The sequence below is a fragment of the Pseudomonas sp. NBRC 111143 genome (assembly GCF_001320965.1).
Lineage (GTDB): Bacteria > Pseudomonadota > Gammaproteobacteria > Pseudomonadales > Pseudomonadaceae > Aquipseudomonas > Aquipseudomonas machongensis.
In genome coordinates, this window is sequence record NZ_BCBT01000013.1 from 57,578 (window position 1) to 76,903 (window position 19,326).

Genomic DNA, 19,326 nt, shown 5'->3' on the forward strand with positions numbered 1-19,326 from the left:
CAAAAGTCGGACAGGAGTCCCTGCGTGACCCACCCCCGCAGTTTCCCCAGCGACCTGTGCCTGGACAGCCCGCGCCTGCAACTGCGCCCCATGCGTCATGGCGATGCGGCGCAGTGGCTGGCGATCATGGCTGATCCTGAGGTCATGCGTTTCTGGCACCACGCCCCTTGGCAGGAACTGGCCGAGGCCGAAAGCGCCCTGGCCGCCGATCGCGAAGCCTATGCTGCCGGCAATCTGCTCAAGCTCGGCATGTACCGTCGCGACAATGGCGAACTGATCGGCATGGTCCAGTTGTTCAATCTCGATGACGATTCGCGTCGCGGCGAGATCGGCTACTGCCTGGCCAAGGCCGTGCAAGGCCGGGGTTACATGGACGAGGCGCTGACCTGCTTCATCGACTACCTGGCCCATACCCTGCACATGCGCCGCCTGGAGGCGGAGATCGACCCGCGTAACCAAGGCTCGGCGCGCACCTTGGAGCGCCAGGGCTTCGTCCTCGAAGGCACCTTGCGCGCCCGTTGGTGCGTGGCGGGTGAGTTGTCCGACTCGGGGATCTACGGGTTGTTGCTGGAACCGCCTGTCGTCTGAGGCGCGGGTGCGGTAAGGTCGGGGTTTCGCCCGATCCGATGGAGCTCCGGTTGCCAGCCTACTACATCAGCATCAGCCTGCTGCTTTACCTGCTTGGCCTGTTTTTCGATGGCGCCCTGATGGGCGCCGAGCAGCATATGCCTGCTTTGCAGATGCTGCTCTACGGCCCCTGGGGCGTGGCATTCGAGCTGTATCAGTGGTTCGCCAACCCCCTGCTGGCGCTGGCGATCCTAAGCCATCGGCGCTTGCGGCGGCTGTCGCTGCTGTTCGGTCTGCTGGCGCTATATCTGGCGGCAAGCAGCCTCGGCGTTGAGCGGCTGCCCGACAACCGCAGCTACGCATTCCACGATGTCACAGGTTTCGGGGCCGGGTTCTACCTGTGGTCGCTGTCGATCCTCACCTTCTGCGCAGGTCAGGCCTGGTGGTGCTGGAAGGCCCGCAAGGCCGACGACATGCCGGGTTGGAACTGGCTGGACGTGGCCCTGATCGCAGCGCTCGGCGTGATGCTGTATGCCGCCACGCAGATGCCCTCGCTGCGCTTCGAGGTGGATCAGGTGCTGATGCCCCCCGAGCCTGCACACAGCCTGTAGCGGCCTGGGCTCAGGCGCTGCGTGCCGTGCCCCACTGCACCACCAGCATGCCCCCGACGATCATCGCCACCCCCAACAGCCGTGGCAGGTTCACGGGTTTCTCCGGCAGGCCCATCAAGCCGAACTGGTCGATCAGCAACGACGACAGCACCTGTCCGGCGATCACGCAGACGATGAACCCCGCCGCGCCCAGGCGTGGCGTCAGCACCAACGCGGCGGTGATGTAGATCACCCCGGCGACGCCCCCCAGCCAGGCCCACCAGGGTGCCTGGGCCAGGTTCTGCAGCTGTGGCATGGGCGCGCGCATCAGCAGCAGCGCTGGCACCAGCATCATCAGGCTGACCAGCAGCGAAACCCCCGCCGCCCACAACGGGTGCCCGAGCAAGCGCCCCAATGCAGCATTGCTGCCAGCCTGAAAAGGCACCGCCGCCCCGGCGAGCAGGGCGATGAGCAAGGGAAGGGTGGCGGACAAGGCAATGACCTTGGGCATGGCGTGAGCTCCTGTGGATAACCTTGGCCCAGTCTCTTGTATGCGCTTAAATGATGGAAATTCGAATTCTGCACAGGCCTTATTCGTCGCATGGATGATTTGCGTCGCATCGACCTCAACCTGCTGCTGACCCTGCATGCCCTGCTCAGCGAGCAGCACGTATCCCGGGCAGCAATTCGCCTGCACCGCAGCCAGCCGGCGGTGAGCCATGCCTTGGCGCAATTGCGCGATATCTTCGCCGACCCGCTGCTGGTGCGTCGTGGCGCGCGCCTGGTACTCAGCCCCCGCGCCCAGGCCCTGCGCGACCCATTGCAGCAGGCACTGGCGCAGCTCGACGGGCTGTTGGGCAGCCCGGGGTTCGAGCCGGGCAGGGCTCGCCGTACATTTCGCCTGGCGATGTCCGACTATGGCGCCCAGGTAGTTCTGCCTGCGCTGATGCGCGAGCTGCGCACCCTGGCACCGCAGATCGATCTGGTCGTCTCCCAGGGCAGCCGCGAAGCGATGCTCGGGCAGTTGATCGACGGGGAGGTCGACCTGGCGCTTGGGGTGTTCCCCGAGTTGCCCTCGGAGATCCATGAGCAGGGTTTGTTCGACGAGTCGTTCGTCTGCGTGGCCGATCGTGGCACCTTGCCGATGCGCGGCAACCTGACCCTCGACGCCTGGCTGGCGCGTCCGCATGTGCTGGTGGCGGTCCGCCCCGGTATCGACAACGAGATCGACCAGGCACTCAAGGCCCTCGGCGTCCGTCGGCGCATTGCCCTCACGCTCCCGCATTGGGGGGTGGCCCAGACCGTGCTGGCCGGGACCGACTTGGTGTTGACCGTGGCCCGGCGCAGCCTGGCAGCAAGCCCGCCAGACAAGGCCCTGCGCGTATTCGAGCCGCCGCTGCCGATCAGCGCGTTCAGCTTTGCCCAGGCCTGGCATGCCCGGCGCGAGGGCGATGCTGGGCATCAGTGGTTGCGCGAGCTGATCCTTGCCCATTGTCGGGGCTGGCATTCGCGCGCGTAGGACAGGTCCGATTTCACAGGGTCACAGGGGCCTTGCGGCGCACTTGCTGCTAGGCTGGCAATCTTTCTGATCAGAGGGTTCTCTTCGATGTTCAAGCATTCCCTTGCAGCCGTCGTTGCCGCGCTGGTGTTCGCCTCTCAGGCCCAAGCCGACGAGAACTCCCCCACCTATACCAAATGCATGGACAAGGCCTCCAGCACCGTTGCGATGAGCGCCTGCATCAAGGATGAAACCAAGCTGCAGGACGACCGCCTCAACCGTGTCTACAAGCAGTTGCTCGGCAAGCTCGATGCGCCGCAGCAGAAAAGCCTGCGTGAAGTGCAGCGCGACTGGATCAGCTTTCGTGACAAGAACTGCAAGTTCCATGTCCAGGCCAGCGGCGGGACCATGGCGCAACTCGAAGGCGGCATGTGCGTACTGGACATGACCCGCGAGCGCGCCGCGGAGCTGGAGCGGATTCTCAGCCCCGGACAGTGAACGGTCTCGAACCCTGTAGGAGCGGGCTTGCCCGCGAAAAATACACCGCGCTGCCTGGCACGGGCTACGCCCGTGTTCGCGGGACAAGTCGCAGCGGCGAACCGCTGCTCCTAGAGGTACCGCACCGGCAAAGCCGGTGCCATGCCCCGCGGAGCAATCAGCGCCGGCGCATCGCCCGTGCTTTCAAGTACTCCCGCACCTCGAGTGCATCACCGGCAAACTCGATCCTGCCCGACTTCGCCTCACGCTGGTACGCATACATCGGGTCGTAGTACTCGTTGAGCAAACCCTCGATCCAGCCTCGGTGCAGATCCACCTCACCGCTGTGCAACTGCACCTGCAGCGCCTGCTCCAGCAGCGCATACAGCCGCTGGAAGCGTTCGCCCCCCAGACGCTTGTGGATATTGCCCATGCTCTGACGCAGGCGCTCGGCAAACAGGCGGCGCCCATCCTCTTCGCCATGCAGGGCAACGAATTCGGCACACAGGTTGATCACATAGTCGCGCAGGATACGCTCGACGCGATTGGCAAAACTGTCCTCCAACCACACCAGCGGATACTGCTGCATGCCTTGGTACAGCGCCAGCGGCACCGAGCAGCTGCCGACCATCCGCCCCTCGTCCTCCAGCACGAACTGCTGCACGCCCCGCGCAAGTTTTTTCAGCACGTCGATGGCCAGGCGGTTCTCAAAATCGATCGGTGCCGGTTGCACGGTGGCGCGCTTGCCGAAGCTGGAGCCGCGGTGGTTGGCGTGGCCTTCGAGGTCGAGCACGTTGTCCAATTGCAGCAGCACGTCGGTCTTGCCGGTGCCGGTCAGGCCGCCCAGCAGCACGAAGTCACATTGCTCGACCGCCTGTTGGGTGGTGTCCATCAGGAAGGTCCGCAGGGCCTTGTAACCGCCTTTGACCCGCGGATAGTCAATGCCCACGTCTTTCAGCCAGCCCTGGACGATCTGCGAGCGCAGGCCGCCACGAAAACAGTACAGGTAGCCTTGGGGATGGGCCTGGGCGAATGCGGCCCAGGCCTCCAGGCGCGCGTGCTTGACCGCGCCGCTGACCAGTTGGTGCCCCAGGGCGATGGCTGCGCTTTGGCCCTGGTGCTTGTAGCAGGTGCCAACCTTCTGCCGCTCCTGGTCGTTCATCAGCGGCAGGTTGATAGCGCTGGGGAAGGCGCCCTTGGCAAACTCGACCGGTGCGCGCATGTCCATCATCGGCGCATCGTCGAGGAACAGCTGTTTGAAGTCGGTGCAGTCGGGGCGCATCAAATCACCTCGACTGCGTAGGTCTGTCGCTCGACCAGCGTGCCGATCGGCGCCAGATCCAGGCCCAGTTCAGCGGCGACCGCCAGAAACTCCGCCCGACCCTCAGGGCTTACGGCTACCAGCAAGCCACCGCTGGTCTGCGGGTCGCACAGCAGGTGCTTCTGTTCATTGCTCAGGGCGCCGATCTTGTGGCCATAGCTTTCGTGGTTGCGCAGGGTGCCGCCGGGGATGCAGCCCTCGGCCAGGTAGTGCTCGACACCCGGCAGGCGCGGTACTGCATCGAACTGCAGACGCGCGGTGAGACCGCTGCCTTCGGCGACTTCGACCAGATGGCCGAGCAGGCCGAAGCCAGTCACGTCGGTCATGGCCTTGACCCCGTCGAGCTTGCCGAAGCGGCTGCCGGGTGTGTTCAGGGTGCACATCCAGTCGCGCGCCAGGCCTTGGTCCTGTTCACGCAGCTTGGATTTTTTCTCGGCGGTGGTGAGGATGCCGATACCCAATGGCTTGGTCAGGTACAGCGTGCAGCCGACGGTCGCGGTGTCGTTGCGCTTGAGATTGCGCTTGCCGACCACGCCGGTCACCGCAAGGCCGAAGATCGGCTCGGGCGCATCGATGGAGTGGCCGCCGGCCAGTGGAATGCCCGCTTCGGCACAGACCGCACGGCCACCACGGATCACCTCGCGGGCAACCTCAGGCGGCAATACGTTGACTGGCCAGCCGAGGATGGCGATGGCCATCAGCGGGTCGCCGCCCATGGCGTAGATGTCGCTGATGGCGTTGGTCGCGGCGATACGGCCGAAGTCGTACGGATGGTCGACGATGGGCATGAAGAAGTCGGTGGTCGAGACCACCCCGCGCTCGTCGTCCAGGGCGTACACGGCAGCGTCGTCACGCGAGGCGTTGCCGACCCAGAGCTTGGGGTCCAGCGCCTGGCTACCGCTTTCGGCAAGGATCACATCCAGCACCTTGGGGGAGATCTTGCAGCCACAGCCTGCGCCGTGGCTGTACTGGGTCAGGCGAATCGGCTCGCTCATAGGTACCTCGGGGTCCAATTGTTGCGCGATTGTAGCAAAGCTGGCCTTTGCGCCATCGGCTCTTATAATTCCCGCAGTCGGTGCGTCGCCGGCACTTTCCCCGCTATTGAACCGGAGAACTCCCATGCTCAAACGCCCCTTGGCGCTCGCCGCCGGCCTCGTGCTGTCCTGCTGCGCCGTCATCGCACAGGCCGCCGACTCTTTGCGGGTCAGCGCTATTCCCGACGAAGCGCCGACCGAGCTGCTGCGCAAGTTCAAGCCGCTGGGTGAATACCTCGAGCAGCAACTGGGCATGAAGGTGCAGTTCGTACCGGTCGCCGACTACCCGGCGGTGGTCGAGTCGCTGGCCAGCAATCGCCTGGACCTTGCCTGGCTGGGTGGCTTTACCTTCGTCCAGGTGCACCTGAAGGACCCGACCGCCACACCGCTGGTGCAGCGCGAGCAGGACGCGCAGTTCACCAGCAAGTTCATCACCGCCAACCCGGATGTGAAGAGCCTGGCCGACCTCAAGGGCAAGACCTTCGCCTTCGGTTCGATTTCCTCGACTTCCGGCAGCCTGATGCCGCGCTATTTCATGCTCAAGCAAGACAACATCAAGCCTGAGAGCTACTTCAGTCGGGTTGCCTATTCCGGTGCGCACGACGCCACCGTGGCCTGGGTTCAGGCGGGCAAGGTCGATGCCGGCGTGCTCAACGCCAGTGTCTGGCAGAAGCTGGTCGATGCGGGCAAGGTCGACACCAGCAAGGTGAAAGTGTTCGCCACCACGCCGACCTACTACGACTACAACTGGACCGTGCGCGGCAACATGGACCCGGCCCTGAAAGACAAGATCAAGCAAGCCTTCCTCGCCCTCGACCCGGCCAAGCCTGAGCACAAGGCGATCCTCGATCTGCAGGCGGCCAGCCGCTTCATCGAGACCAAACCCGAAAACTACGCCGGCACCGAACAGGCTGCCCGTGAGGCCGGCTTGCTCAAGTGAGTATTCAACTGCACGCGGCAGGGCTTCGGCACGGCCAGGTACGCGCCCTCGAAGACGTGAGTCTGCGCATCGACAAGGGCGAGCGGGTGGCGGTGATCGGGCCGTCGGGGGCGGGCAAGTCCAGCCTGCTGCACCTGATGGCCACGGCCGTGCAGCCCGGCGCCGGGCATCTGGAGTTGCTTGGCGAACGGCCCTGGGCACTGTCGGCGGGTGCGCGACAACGCCTGCGGGCGCGGGTCGCGCTGGTGCATCAGGCGCCGCCGTTGCCGCCGCGCCAGCGGGTGGTCACCGCCGTATTGGCCGGGCGTCTTGGCCAGTGGGGCACCTTGCGCGGCCTGCTCAATCTGCTGCACCCCAGCGATGTGCCGGGCGCGCGACAGGTGCTGGCGGAGCTGGGGCTGGCCGACAAGCTGTTCGTGCAGTGCGGGCAGTTGTCCGGTGGCCAGTTGCAAAGAGTGGGTATCGCCCGTGCGCTGTACCAGCAACCTGAAGTACTGCTGGCCGACGAACCGGTCTCGGCGATGGACCCGGTGCTGGCTGATCACAGCCTGGCCCTGCTCAATCGCCATGCGCAAACCCGTGGCGTGACCCTGGTCGCCAGCCTGCATGCGGTGGAGCTGGCGCTCGCGCATTTTCCCCGGGTGATTGGTATCCGCGAAGGGCGCGTGGTGTTCGATTGTCCGGCAGGGGCGGTGACCGATGCCTTGCTCGACGCCCTCTACGCCAATGAGCAACTGGCCGCGCCGACGACCGTGGGGCCGACGCTGACGGTGCAGATCCCGCGATGCTGAAGACCGATGCCCGCGACCCTGCGGCGCTGCCACGCCTGTTGTTGACCCTGTTGTGCCTGGCCCTGTTGTGGCCGGGGTTGCAGTTGAGCGAACTCGACCCCGGGGTGCTGTTGCAGGCCGAGAACCGTCAACAGATGGCAAGCTTCGTTGGCGCCTTCTGGCCACCTGCCCATGATCGGGACTTTCTGGCGTTGCTGTTCGAAGCCACCCTGCAGACGCTTGCCGTGGCTACGGCCGGCATGACCCTGGCATTGCTGTTGGCTATCCCCGCCAGTCTGCTGGGCAGCCGGGCATTGTCGTTAAGGGCGGCATCACGCGCCGGTCGCCCGGGGCCTTGGTCGCGGCTGGCGCGCATGCCGGTACGCGGCCTGCTGGTGTTCCTGCGCAGCGTGCCGGAGATCGTGTGGGCGTTGTTGTTCGTGCGTGCCGTGGGGCTGGGGCCGACAGCGGGGGTACTGGCCATCGCCATCACCTACAGCGGCATGCTTGGCAAGGTCTATGCCGAGATCTTCGAGTCGGTGGACCAGCGCCCGGCTCATGCCTTGATGCAGGCCGGCAGCGGACGGTTGAGTGCGTTCTGCTATGGCATCCTGCCGGTGGCGGCGGCGGAGGTTGTGTCTTATACGGTCTACCGCTGGGAATGCGCGGTGCGGGCTTCGGTGGTGATGGGCTTTGTCGGTGCCGGTGGGCTGGGGCAGCAGATCGACCTGTCGATGCGCATGTTCGCTGGCGCCGAGGTGGCGAGCATGCTGCTGGCGTTTCTCGTACTGGTGACCCTGGCCGATGTGTTGAGCCGCGTGTTGCGCGGGAGGCTGACATGAACCGGGCGATCAACCTGCTGGTGATCGTCGCCATCGTTGCGGCGGTGGTGTCGTCGTTCGCCTACCTGGAACTCGATCTTGCGTCGGTCATCGGCAATGGTGGCCTGGCGCAGATGGGCGAGTACGCCTCGCGTTTCCTGAGCCCCGATCTTTCTTCCGAGCACATGCGTGCAGTGGCGCGCGGTGCGCTGGAGACCCTCGCCATGTCCGGGCTGGGCACCTTGCTGGCGATGCTGCTCGGCCTGCTGTTGGCATTGCCTGCGGCCGGGCGCTTCGGCTGGCCGCTGCAGGGTGCGGCGCGCTTGCTGCTCAATGCCCTGCGGGCTATCCCTGAGCTGGTGTGGGCGGCCTTGACCGTGCTGGCAGCCGGGCTCGGGCCCAATGCCGGCACCCTGGCCCTGGCGCTGCACACCGCAGGCGTGCTGGGGCGCCTGTTCGCCGAGGCGCTGGAGAATGCCCCCGCAGAGCCGGCGGCGGCGATCCGCTTGCAGGGCGGAAGCCAGGTCGCGGCGTTCTGCTTTGGCACCTTGCCCAATCTGTGGCCGCAGTTGCTGGCCTACAGCCTGTATCGCTGGGAGAACAACATCCGCATGGCCAGTGTGCTGGGCTTCGTCGGCGCGGGCGGGCTGGGGCAGATGCTCTACACCACCCTCAGCCTGTTCCAGGAAGCCCAGGCCAGCACGGTGATCATCGGCATGCTGGTGCTGGTGTTGCTGGTGGATGCCTTCAGTGATGTGCTGCGCCAACGGTATGTGCGGGCGTAGGTGAACGGGTCGACCTCAGTCCACCCACTCCCCACACTGCGCTTCGCGCTGCATCGATTCCAGGTTCCGCTCGATGGTCTCGCAGATCGTATCCATCGGAATCTGGTGCTCGCTGCGTCGGAATGGGCTCTGCAAGTCGGTGCCGATCCGCTCGATCGCCAGCAGCATGAAGCCCACCACCGTCGAAGCCAGCGGCGTGAACCACTCCAGCGACTCGACCAGCCCGATCGGCACGATCACGCAGAACAGGGTGATGAACAACCGTGGAAAATACACGTAGGGGTAGGGCAGCGGTGTATTGGCGATCCGCTCCATCCCGCCCTGGGCGTTGGACAGGTCTACCAGCGTCGACTCCAGCCGCGCCAGGCGAATGCTGTCCAGCCGCCCAGCCTTGTATTCGCCTGCCAGCAAGGCGGCGGAGCCGGCCAGAATGTCATTGGCGAAGTTGTTCGAACCATTGCGCCGCTCGAACTCGTGATGGGGGATGAACGCCATCAGTTCCGGCGGGCACGGCTCGTTCTTCAGGTGCGCCGCCAGGCAGTTCACATAGGCCACATGCCGACGCAGCAAGGTCGCCTTGACCGGATTGAGCCCGTCATCCGGATCGTCCACCAGCGTCAGCACCTGCCGCGCGAAGCTGCGAGAACTGTTCACCATCGCCCCCCACAGCGTGCGCGCTTCCCACCAGCGGTTGTAGGCACTGCTGTTGCGAAAGCTCACCAGCACTACAAGGGCCGAACCCAGCAGCGTCAGTGGGATCAGCGGCAGGCTGAACTTGCTGTTGAAGAACAGCATGAAATCGATGGTGACCAGGATGTCCCACACCAGCAGCCACAGCAGCGACCAGCCGATGTAGTTGAAGGTCTTGAGGACCAGGCGGTACTTGCGCACGAGGTAGTTTTTCACGCAGGGATCTCTTCGTGGAGCGGATTAAGGATCCGACGTCGGGGGCGGGGCAAGGTTCGTTGAAAGGATGTTGCAAGAGTTGTGCGGTGATTGCGGTTTCGGAAGAGGACGACATGTCCGGTGCAAACCTTTACCTGCCAACCACGGCGGTGGAGAGGAAAAATAGCGAGCTCATCCTGTTGATATTCTGTATTCGTATGGATACAGTTGGAGCTATGTGTGATTCACAAAATTCAGCAGACGAAGCTTTTTTCTCATTGGTTGATCAACCTTCGGGATAACCGAGCCAAGCTCGCGGTGGGTCGTCGTATCGAGCGTATGGCGGCAGGGAACTTCGGGGATATGAAATCGTTGGGATGCGGGCTGCATGAACTCAGAGTCGACGTCGGTGCGGGTTATCGGGTTTATTTCACCCGAAGATATGAGTGCTTGATCGTGTTGCTCGCCGGAGGTGACAAATCCTCGCAGACTGCTGACATCCTGCTGGCTAGAAAAATGGCAAAGGAGCTGAAATGAGCGATGACCTGATTCCATTCGATATGGCGGTGTTGCTGGATAGTGACGAAGCGATCAGCGAGTACCTGAGTCAGGTGCTCAGCGATGGCGATACAGATGAGGTGCTTCGAGCGCTTGGTCACGTTGCTAGAGCAAAGGGTATGTCTCAGGTCGCTAGTGAAAGCGGTCTGGGGCGTGAAAGCCTTTACAAAGCCCTTAGTCCTGGAGCCAAACCGCGTTTTGATACTGTCTTCAAGGTGATTCGTGCCCTAGGGATTGATCTGCTCGCTCAGCCACACGCTGCCATTCGGTGATAGCGATACGTGGGGACCGTCCCCTGTTCGACTCTGTGGAAATTAGCGAAGCCCAGCATCATGCCGTCACGTTCCACTACGGGCGATCCAATAAACTGGGCGATGGCCCTGATCGTGGTGCCGCAGAGCCCGGGCCGGGTGGTCAGAGGGAATTAACCCGACGGTTAGTGTATTTCGTCCAGCGTGTTTGAAGTCCTGTTTTCGATAGTGGCACAATGCTCGAACGCCGACCCCCAGGGCATTTTCCCGCCTGGCTGCCTGTCCGGTGCATTCAAGGACAGTCCATTTTTTCGGTGAGCCCTCGATGATCGAGCGAACGGGTAAGGGTCTTTCCTTCGCCAAACGCATGTACCCACCCCGCGCAATCGGCACCGGGCTTGGGTTTTTCTGTGTGCTGATTGGCATCTGGCCGCTGCAGCCGGCCTGGTGGACCTGGGCCTTGCTCGCGCTGCACGGCTTCGTCTGGCCGCACGTCGCTTATCAGCTGGCCCGGTTGTCGAAGCAACCCTTTCGCGCCGAGCAGCGCAACCTGGTGTTCGATGGCTTCGCCGGAGGCTGCTGGGCTGGTGTCATGGGGCTCAACCCCCTGCCGAGCGTGATCATCCTGTCGATGATCGCCATGGACAAGATCGCCGCAGGCGGCTGGCACATGCTCGGCAAGACCTTCCTCGCCCAGGCGCTGGGCATTGGCCTGGGGCTCTGGTTGTACGCACCACCGCTATTCCCGCCTACCAGCCAGGCACAGATGCTCGCCTGCCTGCCGATCCTGCTGATCTACCCCATGGCCATCGGCCTGATCTGCTATCAAGTCACCGTCCAGCTCGCCCAGCACAAACGCACTCTCTCGCGCCTGAGCCAGACCGACAGCCTCACCGGCCTGATCAACCACGGCGCCTGGAAAGACCTGCTGCTGCGCGAATTCCAGCGTTGCCGCCGCGACAATCAGGCCAATGTGCTGGCACTGATCGACATCGACCATTTCAAGCAGATCAACGACCGTCACGGCCACCTGATGGGCGACGACATCCTGCGCACCCTCAGCGCCTTCCTGCCGACTCACCTGCGCAAGAGCGACCCGGTGGCGCGCTATGGCGGTGACGAGTTCTGCGTGATGCTGCCCGGCGTCAGCGTGGCCCAGGCCGAGGAAGTGCTCGAGCGACTGCGCGAGGCGGTGGAGTGTTATCGCCATCCTGAATTGCCGGAGCAGGGGTTGAGCCTGAGCATCGGCGTCGCGCCTTTTGGCGGGCATCTGCAGAGCGCCGAGGCCTGGTTGCATGAGGCGGATATGGCGCTGTATCAGGCCAAGAGTGCGGGGCGGAATCGGATTGTGGTGGCGGGCCGGTATGGGGCGCTGGTGTGACACCCGCAATTGCATAGCTGCTATGTGTTGGTCTTGAGTTTGCTCAGCAGGCCGACCTCTTTTGACCTGCGCCAGCGAGTCGGGACGGGCAGATGCATTAGCGCGTTTTCACTCATCTCAACGCCGCGCAGCTCACAAATAAACGGATATAATCGTCCGTTTATTTCAATTAGTCGGACAGATTGAGCCGCTTATGGAAAGGTTTTTTCCGGTGGATTGTGACGCAAGCCTCCAGCGCATAGGGCTTCTAGTCAAAACAGCGCGCCTGGAGCAGGGTGTCCGGCAACTGGATGTGGTCAGCAGACTCGGCGTTACCGAGAAGATGCTGCGTCGAATCGAGCTTGGGGATCCATCGGTCAGTGTTAGATCGTTGATGCTCGTGCTGTGGAAGCTTGGTCTCACAGACAAGGTTTTTCGTCCTCTGGAGGACGCTTCAGTCTCCTTCTCTGAGTTGAGGGAAGAGACAAGCGGTCGCCGAGCGCGCAGACGTCGCGCCAAGCCGGAGGACTTCTGATGCCCAGTGCCTGCATCTACATGGAGCCCCTCAAGACCGGTGGTAAGTTTCTGGTACCTGGGCGTCTGACCTTGCATAGCAATCAATCCGGTGAGTTCGTCTGTTCTCCCGCTCTGGTGTTCTGGCCTTGATGAATTATCGGCTTCGGCGATTTACTCAATTATCTTGGGGCGCGATGGATGCGCTTATCATCGTGCTCTACGCATTCGGCAGTCTTCGCCGTGGTCGGATTCCATTTTGGGATGATCTGCAAAGCATTGTGGCCTTGTCACGTGAGCATGGCGAGCTGGCATTATTTATCGGCCTTACAGGCGTAGCGGTGCATCTCTCGGTAGTCGCCAGTGGTTTGCTGTTTATCAAAGGCGTGCGTGCTGCGGCCTATGTGGGCCTGGCCCAGGCGCCATTTCGAATGATCCTGCTTCCCTCGATACCTATCGCCTTCCTATGGCCCAACGTCCTTGTTACGCCAGCACCCTGGCTGCTTTTTCTGCTGGGAGTTGTCGCGGAAGCAGTCAAAGTGTGGAGTTTGGTACTGCTGGTGCGAAGCCAGCGGTTCGCCCAAGCGACTGAATCACAGCCTGTGTAGCCGATTCGATTCAATGCTGGGGCTACGTGCAGCCCCAGCCTATCGACAATGCTGCTCTGACCTAGCGGCTTTCCCGCCCGCGTCCTATCTCCACGTCATCCATCACCGCCTTGACCATGTCGCACAGCAAGTGCGCGGCCCAGCCCAGGTCGGCCTCGCCGTCGGTGGAGGCGAGCAAGGTCATGCGCTTGGCGCAGGCCATCATCGCCGAGGCCTGTTCCATTGCCAGTTTCGAATCATGTCCGGGCTCGACCCGGAACAGCGGCTTGTCGCCATCGCCGTAGCCGAACCCGGTTACACCTGCAGTGGTGTCGCTCATCTCCGATGCTCCTTCAGTGACGGACCTGGATCCTGCTTAGTGCAGTTTCCGCCAGCGTCAGGGCGGCATCGACTTCGTGGGCGGTGGTGATGGTCAGGGGCTGGGCGGGGGAGCCGAGGGTGAGGGCGGTGCTGTGGCGGGTGATGGCGAGGGCGCAGGTGAGGTGTTCGATGAGTTGGAGGACGAGGTCTTCGAGGGCGTGGGGATTTTCGCTGGGAAAAGGGGGATCGGGGACGATCTTTAGCATGGTGATGCTCCTGTCGTGATGGAGCGGCCACCTATCGCGGCTAATCGATTGGGTGGCAGCTGAACGCGGGTTAGCCGACCGGGACGTCAGGCACCCGGCGCACCAAGAGGTGCCCCGCGCACAGCCGCCATAAAACGCCAGCGCCGAAAATTCGGTCTGGTTATGGCTGCGGTGTCCGACGAAGTTCGAGCGGCTAAGCCCGGTCGTTGATGAGCAACGACCGGGCGAGACTAGAACGCGCCCCATGGCACCGCAACGGCTTTAGGCGGCCGAGAGTATGTTTGGGAAACGGACTACAGGGAATGGGGAAAAACTGAAAATCGAGCCACTTATACACAACGAAAAAAGCTTCGCCCAAGCTAATCTAGGGCAACTTCCTTCCAGGCTGAACACCCATGTCCATCGCCGACAATCTGATTGCCTTTACGCTCGCGGCTACCCTGCTGACGGTAACCCCCGGCCTCGACACCGCCATGATCCTCAGAACCTCCGCCGTCGAAGGACGCAAGCAGGGACTGCGCGCGGCCCTGGGCATCAACGCCGGTTGCCTGCTCTGGGGCGCGGCGGTCGCCTTCGGCCTTGGCGCATTGATCGCCGTCTCCGAGCTGGCGTACGACATCCTCAAGTACTGCGGCGCGGCCTATCTGGCATGGTTGGGCGTGAACATGCTCCTGCGCCCACGCCAGTCGCTGGCGCCTGCCGAGGCCGAGGGGCGACCGGCAGCGAACTGGATCCTCAAGGGCATGATGGGCAATCTGCTCAATCCCAAGGTCGGGATTTTCTACGTATCGTTCCTGCCGCAATTCATTCCGCAAGGCCAGCCATTGATTGCATGGACCTTCGGGCTTGTGGGCATTCATGTGCTGCTGGGGCTGATCTGGGCGGTGGGGTTGATCAGTGCGACACAATCCATGGCGGGTGTGCTGCGCAAAGGGAAAGTGATCCAGTGGATGGACCGGGTGACTGGAATGGTGTTTGTATTGTTTGCGGCGCGTTTGGCGTTGAGTCGGCGTTGAGGTGGGCGGCGGTTCGCTGCCCCGAAAACGTCGGTCTGAATCCCGCCCACAAAAAAACCGACCATAAGGTCGGTTTTTTCTGGATCTTGGTGCCCCGAGGGAGACTCGAACTCCCACTCCTTTCGAAAACGGATTTTGAATCCGCCGCGTCTACCAATTCCGCCATCAGGGCTTGTGGCGCCGCAGTATAGAGAGGCTCCTGCAGTCGGTCAATCGGCTTTCATGGTCAATTTTCATGCATTGGGCTAAACTTCCCGGCCCTGCCAAGCCGAACACGATCATGCGCGTCGCCGATTTTTCCTTCGAACTCCCCGATTCCCTTATCGCCCGCCATCCCCTGGCCGAGCGCCATGGCAGCCGTCTGCTGGTCCTTGACGGGCCGAGCGGGGAGCTGGCGCACCGGCGCTTCACCGATTTGCTCGAGTACCTGCGCCCGGGCGACCTGATGGTGTTCAACAACACTCGGGTGATTCCGGCGCGGCTGTTCGGTCAGAAAGCCTCCGGCGGCAAGCTGGAAGTGCTGATCGAGCGGGTGCTCGACAGCCATCGGGTACTGGCCCATGTGCGTGCCAGCAAGGCACTGAAGGTCGGCGCCACGGTGCTGATCGATGGCGGTGGCGAGGCCGAGATGGTCGCGCGCCATGAGACGCTGTTCGAGCTGCGCTTCACCGAAGAGGTGCTGCCACTGCTCGATCGCGTCGGCCATATGCCGCTGCCGCCGTATATCGACCGCCCGGATGAAGGCGCCGACCGTGAGCGCTACCAGACCGTGTACGCCGAGCGTGCCGGTGCCGTCGCCGCGCCCACTGCCGGCCTGCACTTCGACGAGGCTCTGTTGAAAGAGATCGCCGCCAAGGGCGTCGAGCGCGCCTTCGTCACCCTGCACGTGGGTGCCGGCACCTTCCAGCCGGTGCGGGTCGACAAGATCGAAGATCACCACATGCATAAAGAGTGGCTCGAAGTGAGCCAGGATGTGGTCGATGCCATCGAGGCCTGCCGCGCCCGTGGTGGGCGGGTGATCGCGGTCGGTACCACCAGCGTGCGCTCGCTGGAGAGTGCGGCGCGCGATGGTGTGCTCAAGGCGTTCAGTGGCGACACCGACATCTTCATCTACCCCGGCCGACCGTTCCATGTGGTCGATGCGCTGGTGACCAACTTCCATTTGCCCGAGTCCACGCTGCTGATGCTGGTCTCGGCCTTTGCGGGGTATCCCGAGACCATGGCCGCGTACGCCGCGGCGGTCGAGCAGGGGTACCGCTTCTTCAGTTACGGTGATGCCATGTTCATCACCCGCAATCCGGCGCCGCGCGGCCCCGAGGATCAAGCATGAGTCGCACCTGTCGAATGTCCTTCGAACTGCTGGCCACCGACGGCAAGGCCCGTCGCGGTCGGCTGACCTTCCCCCGTGGCACCGTGGAAACCCCGGCGTTCATGCCGGTGGGCACCTATGGCACGGTCAAGGGCATGCTGCCGCGGGACATCGAGGCCATCGGCGCCGAGATCATCCTGGGCAACACCTTCCACCTGTGGCTGCGCCCGGGCACCGAGGTGATCAAGAAGCACAACGGCCTGCACGACTTCATGCAGTGGAAAGGCCCGATCCTCACCGACTCCGGCGGTTTCCAGGTGTTCAGCCTGGGCGCGATGCGCAAGATCAAGGAAGAGGGCGTGACCTTCGCCTCGCCGGTCGACGGCTCCAAGGTGTTCATGGGCCCGGAAGAGTCGATGCAGGTGCAGCGTGACCTGGGCTCGGACATCGTGATGATCTTCGACGAGTGCACGCCGTACCCGGCCGAGCACGATGTGGCGCGCACCTCCATGGAGCTGTCGCTGCGTTGGGCCCAGCGCTCGAAGAACGCCCACGGCGACAATACCGCGGCGCTGTTCGGCATCGTTCAGGGTGGCATGTACCAGGACCTGCGCATGCGCTCGCTGGAGGCGCTGGTCAACATCGACTTCGACGGCCTGGCCATCGGCGGTCTGTCGGTGGGCGAACCCAAGCACGAGATGATCAAGGTACTGGATTACCTGCCGGCACAAATGCCTGCTGACAAACCTCGTTACCTTATGGGGGTAGGCAAACCGGAAGATCTGGTTGAGGGTGTGCGCCGCGGCGTCGACATGTTCGACTGCGTGATGCCCACGCGCAACGCGCGCAACGGCCATCTGTTCGTCGATACAGGGGTGATCAAGATCCGCAATGCGTTCCATCGCCACGATGATTCGCCGCTGGATCCGACCTGTGACTGCTATACCTGCACCAACTTCTCCCGCGCTTATCTGCATCACCTGGACAAGTGCGGCGAAATGCTGAGCAGCATGCTGAATACCATCCACAACTTGCGCCATTACCAGCGCTTGATGGCCGGTTTACGCGAGGCTATTCAACAGGGTAAATTGGCCGCCTTTGTCGACGCCTTCTATGCCAAGCGCGGACTTCCCGTTCCGCCTTTGGACTGACTGTTCGCACACATAACTAAATTCAGCAACTGGAGTGCTACATGAGCTTTCTGATTCCCGCCGCTTACGCGGACGCTGCAGCCCCTGCCGCCGGCCCAGCCGGTACTGGCTTCGAGTGGATCTTCCTGGTCGGTTTCCTGGTCATCTTCTACCTGATGATCTGGCGCCCACAGGCCAAGCGTGCCAAAGAGCAGAAGAACCTGCTCGGCGCTCTGCAGAAGGGTGACGAAGTGGTCACCAACGGCGGTATCGCCGGCAAGATCGTCAAGGTTTCCGACGATTTCGTGGTGCTGGAAGTGTCCGACAACGTCGAGCTGAAGTTCCAGAAGGGCGCCATCGCCGCGACCCTGCCAAAAGGTACGCTCAAGGCTATCTGAGTTACCGGTTTCATTTTTTCCAGTCGGGGCGCGCAAAGCGCCCCGCGTCTTGAACGGGCGGCGTGATGCTGAACAAATACCCTCTGTGGAAATACCTGCTGATCCTGGTGGTACTGGCGGTCGGCTTTATTTATTCCGCTCCCAACCTCTACCCGGATGACCCGGCGGTGCAGATCAGCGGCGCAAGTTCCGCGCTGCACGTGAGCCAGGCCGACCTCGACCGCGCCACCAAAGCGCTGGCCGATGCCGGTATCACCGTCAAGGGTGGCAGCCTGGGCGAGAAGGGCAGTGCGCTGGTGCGCCTGACCAACCAGGAAGACCAACTGCCGGCCAAGGATGTGGTGCGCAAGACCTTGGGTGACGACTACGTCGTCGCACTGAACCTGGCCCAGACCACCCCGCAGTGGCTGCGCAACCTGGGTGCCAGCCCGATGAAGCTGGGCCTGGACCTCTCCGGTGGTGTGCACTTCCTGCTGGAAGTGGACATGGACAAGGCCATGAGTGCCCGCCTGAAGGTCTACGACGGCGAAGTGAAGACCCTGCTGCGCAAAGAGCGCGTGCGCTACCGTAGCCTGCCCCAGCAGGACGGCAGCATCATGCTGGGCTTCGCCGACGATGCTACTCGCGAACAGGCACGTGCCCTGGTCCGCAAGAATTTCAATGATTTCGACATCACCACCACCGAGCGCAACGAGCTCTCCGTGCTGCGTCTGGCGCTGACTCAGGCCAAGGTCGCCGAAATCCGCGAATACTCCATCAAGCAGAACCTGACCACCGTCCGCAACCGTGTGAACGAGCTGGGCGTGGCCGAGCCGCTGGTTCAGCGCCAGGGCGCCAACCGTATCGTGGTCGAGCTGCCGGGCGTGCAGGACACTGCCGAAGCCAAGCGTATCCTCGGCAAGACGGCCAACCTGGAGTTCCGCTTCGGCGCTGAGCCAGGTGCTTCGAAAGCGACCACCGAGGTCTTCGAGTTCCGTGACGGCAACCGTTCGGCTGCGGTCGAGCGTGGCTTGATCATCACCGGTGACCAGGTTACCGATGCCCAGGCGAGCTTCGACGAGCACGGTCGTCCGCAGGTGAACATCCGCCTGGATGGCCCCGGTGGCGAGTTGATGAGCCGCGCCACGCGCAGCAACGTCGGTCGCAGTATGGCGGTGATCTTCATCGAGCAGAAGCCGGTGACCCGCTACGTCAAGCAGACCGTCGACGGCGTCGAGAAGGAAGTGGCGGTACAGAGCTTCCAGGAAGAGAAGAAGATCATCAGCCTGGCGACCATCCAGTCGCCGCTGGGCAGCCAGTTCCGTATTACCGGCCTGAACGGCCAGGGTGAATCGTCCGAATTGGCCCTGCTGCTGCGTGCCGGTGGTCTGGCCGCACCGATGTACTTCGCCGAAGAACGTACCATCGGTCCAAGCCTGGGTGCCGACAACATCACCAAGGGTGTGGATGCATCGCTGTGGGGCATGCTGTTCGTCTCGCTGTTCATCATCGCCATCTACCGTGGCTTCGGCGTGATCGCCACCATCGCCCTGGCGGGCAACATGGTGCTGCTGCTGGCGCTGATGTCGCTGTTGGGCGCGACCCTGACGCTGCCGGGTATCGCCGGTATCGTGTTGACCATGGGTATGGCGGTCGACGCCAACGTGCTGATCTTCTCGCGGATTCGCGAGGAGCTGAAAAACGGCATGTCGGTGCAGCGCGCCATCCACGAAGGCTTCAACCGTGCCTACACCGCGATCATCGACGCCAACCTGACCAGCCTGCTGGTCGGCGGCATCCTGTTCGCCATGGGTACCGGCCCGGTCAAGGGCTTCGCGGTCACCATGTCCCTCGGGATTTTCACCTCGATGTTCACCGCCGTCATGGTGACCCGCGCAATGGTCAACCTGACCTGTGGCGGGCGTGACATCAAGAAGCTGTGGGTTTGAG

General features: G+C 63.0%; 23 protein-coding genes and 1 tRNA gene. 17 read left to right on the top strand and 7 right to left on the bottom strand.

Features of this window, described 5'->3' with window-relative positions:
• Positions 1-24: 24 nt before the first annotated feature.
• Together APH44_RS09890 and APH44_RS09895 are read left to right on the top strand one after the other, a co-directional pair.
• Positions 25-588, top strand: coding sequence for a GNAT family N-acetyltransferase (locus tag APH44_RS09890; protein WP_054892521.1), 564 nt, complete (start codon positions 25-27; stop codon positions 586-588).
• Between the two features lie 50 nt (positions 589-638).
• Complete coding sequence (locus APH44_RS09895; protein WP_054892522.1) at positions 639-1,178, top strand: hypothetical protein; 540 nt, start codon at positions 639-641, stop codon at positions 1,176-1,178.
• Between the two features lie 10 nt (positions 1,179-1,188).
• Here APH44_RS09895 and APH44_RS09900 read toward each other — a convergent pair whose 3' ends face one another.
• Positions 1,189-1,668: a DMT family transporter gene (locus tag APH44_RS09900; protein ID WP_054892523.1), complete on the bottom strand. Its 480-nt coding sequence runs from the start codon at positions 1,666-1,668 to the stop codon at positions 1,189-1,191.
• A 90-nt stretch (positions 1,669-1,758) separates the two neighbouring features.
• Here APH44_RS09900 and APH44_RS09905 point away from each other — a divergent pair, with 90 nt between their 5' ends.
• Positions 1,759-2,676: a LysR family transcriptional regulator gene (locus tag APH44_RS09905; RefSeq protein WP_054892524.1), complete on the top strand. Its 918-nt coding sequence runs from the start codon at positions 1,759-1,761 to the stop codon at positions 2,674-2,676.
• A gap of 87 nt (positions 2,677-2,763) precedes the next feature.
• Positions 2,764-3,153 (top strand): lysozyme inhibitor LprI family protein, encoded by a 390-nt coding sequence (locus APH44_RS09910; RefSeq protein WP_054892525.1) that lies wholly within the window; start codon positions 2,764-2,766, stop codon positions 3,151-3,153.
• Positions 3,154-3,310: 157 nt separating this feature from the next.
• Here APH44_RS09910 and mnmH read toward each other — a convergent pair whose 3' ends face one another.
• Complete coding sequence (gene mnmH / locus APH44_RS09915; protein ID WP_054892526.1) at positions 3,311-4,414, bottom strand: tRNA 2-selenouridine(34) synthase MnmH; 1,104 nt, start codon at positions 4,412-4,414, stop codon at positions 3,311-3,313.
• Positions 4,414-5,448, bottom strand: a complete 1,035-nt coding sequence (gene selD / locus APH44_RS09920) for a selenide, water dikinase SelD (RefSeq protein WP_054892527.1) — start codon at positions 5,446-5,448, stop codon at positions 4,414-4,416. The genes mnmH and selD overlap by 1 nt, the downstream gene beginning before the upstream one ends.
• A 124-nt stretch (positions 5,449-5,572) precedes the next feature.
• Here selD and APH44_RS09925 point away from each other — a divergent pair, with 124 nt between their 5' ends.
• The 4 genes from APH44_RS09925 to phnE are packed head-to-tail and all read left to right on the top strand — an operon-like array spanning position 5,573 to position 8,803.
• Positions 5,573-6,427 (top strand): putative selenate ABC transporter substrate-binding protein, encoded by an 855-nt coding sequence (locus tag APH44_RS09925; protein ID WP_054892528.1) that lies wholly within the window; start codon positions 5,573-5,575, stop codon positions 6,425-6,427.
• Positions 6,424-7,218, top strand: a complete 795-nt coding sequence (locus tag APH44_RS09930; RefSeq protein WP_054892529.1) for a phosphonate ABC transporter ATP-binding protein — start codon at positions 6,424-6,426, stop codon at positions 7,216-7,218. Before APH44_RS09925 ends, APH44_RS09930 begins: the two co-directional genes overlap by 4 nt.
• The gene (locus APH44_RS09935; protein WP_054892530.1) at positions 7,212-8,039 is read left to right on the top strand and encodes an ABC transporter permease; all 828 of its coding nucleotides are present in this window, start codon (positions 7,212-7,214) and stop codon (positions 8,037-8,039) included. Before APH44_RS09930 ends, APH44_RS09935 begins: the two co-directional genes overlap by 7 nt.
• On the top strand, positions 8,036-8,803 hold the full coding sequence (gene phnE, locus APH44_RS09940) for a phosphonate ABC transporter, permease protein PhnE (RefSeq protein ID WP_054892531.1): 768 nt from the start codon (positions 8,036-8,038) through the stop codon (positions 8,801-8,803). The genes APH44_RS09935 and phnE overlap by 4 nt, the downstream gene beginning before the upstream one ends.
• Before the next feature lie 15 nt (positions 8,804-8,818).
• Here the strand turns inward: phnE and APH44_RS09945 are convergent, their stop codons facing one another.
• Complete coding sequence (locus APH44_RS09945; RefSeq protein WP_054892532.1) at positions 8,819-9,709, bottom strand: bestrophin family protein; 891 nt, start codon at positions 9,707-9,709, stop codon at positions 8,819-8,821.
• Between the two features lie 219 nt (positions 9,710-9,928).
• Here APH44_RS09945 and APH44_RS09950 point away from each other — a divergent pair, with 219 nt between their 5' ends.
• The 4 genes from APH44_RS09950 (at position 9,929) to APH44_RS09970 (ending at position 12,978) form a co-directional block, all read left to right on the top strand.
• Positions 9,929-10,225: a type II toxin-antitoxin system RelE/ParE family toxin gene (locus tag APH44_RS09950; RefSeq protein WP_054892533.1), complete on the top strand. Its 297-nt coding sequence runs from the start codon at positions 9,929-9,931 to the stop codon at positions 10,223-10,225.
• Complete coding sequence (locus APH44_RS09955) at positions 10,222-10,518, top strand: addiction module antidote protein (protein WP_054892534.1); 297 nt, start codon at positions 10,222-10,224, stop codon at positions 10,516-10,518. Before APH44_RS09950 ends, APH44_RS09955 begins: the two co-directional genes overlap by 4 nt.
• Positions 10,519-10,822: 304 nt before the next feature.
• On the top strand, positions 10,823-11,878 hold the full coding sequence (locus APH44_RS09960; protein ID WP_054892535.1) for a diguanylate cyclase: 1,056 nt from the start codon (positions 10,823-10,825) through the stop codon (positions 11,876-11,878).
• Between the two features lie 644 nt (positions 11,879-12,522).
• Entirely contained in the window at positions 12,523-12,978 is a 456-nt protein-coding gene (locus tag APH44_RS09970) for a hypothetical protein (protein WP_156343740.1), read from the top strand.
• A gap of 61 nt (positions 12,979-13,039) precedes the next feature.
• Here APH44_RS09970 and APH44_RS09975 read toward each other — a convergent pair whose 3' ends face one another.
• Together APH44_RS09975 and APH44_RS09980 are read right to left on the bottom strand one after the other, a co-directional pair.
• Positions 13,040-13,297, bottom strand: coding sequence for a DUF3077 domain-containing protein (locus tag APH44_RS09975; protein ID WP_054892538.1), 258 nt, complete (start codon positions 13,295-13,297; stop codon positions 13,040-13,042).
• Positions 13,298-13,310: 13 nt separating this feature from the next.
• Positions 13,311-13,544, bottom strand: coding sequence for a hypothetical protein (locus APH44_RS09980; RefSeq protein WP_054892539.1), 234 nt, complete (start codon positions 13,542-13,544; stop codon positions 13,311-13,313).
• A 395-nt stretch (positions 13,545-13,939) separates the two neighbouring features.
• On the opposite strand from APH44_RS09980, the gene APH44_RS09985 reads away from it, so the two are divergent.
• The gene (locus APH44_RS09985) at positions 13,940-14,560 is read left to right on the top strand and encodes a LysE family translocator (protein WP_054892540.1); all 621 of its coding nucleotides are present in this window, start codon (positions 13,940-13,942) and stop codon (positions 14,558-14,560) included.
• A gap of 87 nt (positions 14,561-14,647) precedes the next feature.
• On the opposite strand, the gene APH44_RS09990 is transcribed toward APH44_RS09985, so the two are convergent.
• Positions 14,648-14,732, bottom strand: a tRNA-Leu gene (locus APH44_RS09990).
• A 108-nt stretch (positions 14,733-14,840) separates the two neighbouring features.
• On the opposite strand from APH44_RS09990, the gene queA reads away from it, so the two are divergent.
• From queA to secD, 4 genes are all read left to right on the top strand, one after another.
• Positions 14,841-15,890, top strand: a complete 1,050-nt coding sequence (gene queA, locus APH44_RS09995; RefSeq protein WP_054892541.1) for a tRNA preQ1(34) S-adenosylmethionine ribosyltransferase-isomerase QueA — start codon at positions 14,841-14,843, stop codon at positions 15,888-15,890.
• Positions 15,891-15,904: 14 nt separating this feature from the next.
• Positions 15,905-17,020, top strand: a complete 1,116-nt coding sequence (gene tgt / locus APH44_RS10000; protein WP_162144435.1) for a tRNA guanosine(34) transglycosylase Tgt — start codon at positions 15,905-15,907, stop codon at positions 17,018-17,020.
• 41 nt (positions 17,021-17,061) lie between these two features.
• A complete protein-coding gene (gene yajC / locus APH44_RS10005; protein WP_054892542.1) occupies positions 17,062-17,397 on the top strand; it encodes a preprotein translocase subunit YajC in 336 nt (111 codons plus the stop codon).
• Between the two features lie 65 nt (positions 17,398-17,462).
• Positions 17,463-19,325 carry a protein translocase subunit SecD gene (gene secD, locus APH44_RS10010; RefSeq protein ID WP_054892543.1) on the top strand — a complete coding sequence of 621 codons (1,863 nt, stop codon included), beginning with the start codon at positions 17,463-17,465 and terminating at the stop codon, positions 19,323-19,325.
• Position 19,326: the final 1 nt, after the last annotated feature.

What these genes read in the sequence shown, in the direction of transcription:
- APH44_RS09935 (WP_054892530.1), top strand. Translation starts at nt 7,212, where the DNA reads ATGCTGAAGACCGATGCCCGCGACCCTGCGGCGCTGCCACGCCTGTTG.
- mnmH (WP_054892526.1), bottom strand. Translation starts at nt 4,414, where the DNA reads ATGCGCCCCGACTGCACCGACTTCAAACAGCTGTTCCTCGACGATGCG.
- APH44_RS09905 (WP_054892524.1), top strand. Translation starts at nt 1,759, where the DNA reads ATGGATGATTTGCGTCGCATCGACCTCAACCTGCTGCTGACCCTGCAT.
- phnE (WP_054892531.1), top strand. Translation starts at nt 8,036, where the DNA reads ATGAACCGGGCGATCAACCTGCTGGTGATCGTCGCCATCGTTGCGGCG.
- APH44_RS09980 (WP_054892539.1), bottom strand. Translation starts at nt 13,544, where the DNA reads ATGCTAAAGATCGTCCCCGATCCCCCTTTTCCCAGCGAAAATCCCCAC.
- APH44_RS09900 (WP_054892523.1), bottom strand. Translation starts at nt 1,668, where the DNA reads ATGCCCAAGGTCATTGCCTTGTCCGCCACCCTTCCCTTGCTCATCGCC.
- APH44_RS09985 (WP_054892540.1), top strand. Translation starts at nt 13,940, where the DNA reads ATGTCCATCGCCGACAATCTGATTGCCTTTACGCTCGCGGCTACCCTG.
- APH44_RS09910 (WP_054892525.1), top strand. Translation starts at nt 2,764, where the DNA reads ATGTTCAAGCATTCCCTTGCAGCCGTCGTTGCCGCGCTGGTGTTCGCC.
- APH44_RS09955 (WP_054892534.1), top strand. Translation starts at nt 10,222, where the DNA reads ATGAGCGATGACCTGATTCCATTCGATATGGCGGTGTTGCTGGATAGT.
- APH44_RS09970 (WP_156343740.1), top strand. Translation starts at nt 12,523, where the DNA reads ATGAATTATCGGCTTCGGCGATTTACTCAATTATCTTGGGGCGCGATG.
- APH44_RS09960 (WP_054892535.1), top strand. Translation starts at nt 10,823, where the DNA reads ATGATCGAGCGAACGGGTAAGGGTCTTTCCTTCGCCAAACGCATGTAC.
- APH44_RS09925 (WP_054892528.1), top strand. Translation starts at nt 5,573, where the DNA reads ATGCTCAAACGCCCCTTGGCGCTCGCCGCCGGCCTCGTGCTGTCCTGC.
- tgt (WP_162144435.1), top strand. Translation starts at nt 15,905, where the DNA reads ATGTCCTTCGAACTGCTGGCCACCGACGGCAAGGCCCGTCGCGGTCGG.
- selD (WP_054892527.1), bottom strand. Translation starts at nt 5,448, where the DNA reads ATGAGCGAGCCGATTCGCCTGACCCAGTACAGCCACGGCGCAGGCTGT.
- yajC (WP_054892542.1), top strand. Translation starts at nt 17,062, where the DNA reads ATGAGCTTTCTGATTCCCGCCGCTTACGCGGACGCTGCAGCCCCTGCC.
- APH44_RS09975 (WP_054892538.1), bottom strand. Translation starts at nt 13,297, where the DNA reads ATGAGCGACACCACTGCAGGTGTAACCGGGTTCGGCTACGGCGATGGC.
- queA (WP_054892541.1), top strand. Translation starts at nt 14,841, where the DNA reads ATGCGCGTCGCCGATTTTTCCTTCGAACTCCCCGATTCCCTTATCGCC.
- secD (WP_054892543.1), top strand. Translation starts at nt 17,463, where the DNA reads ATGCTGAACAAATACCCTCTGTGGAAATACCTGCTGATCCTGGTGGTA.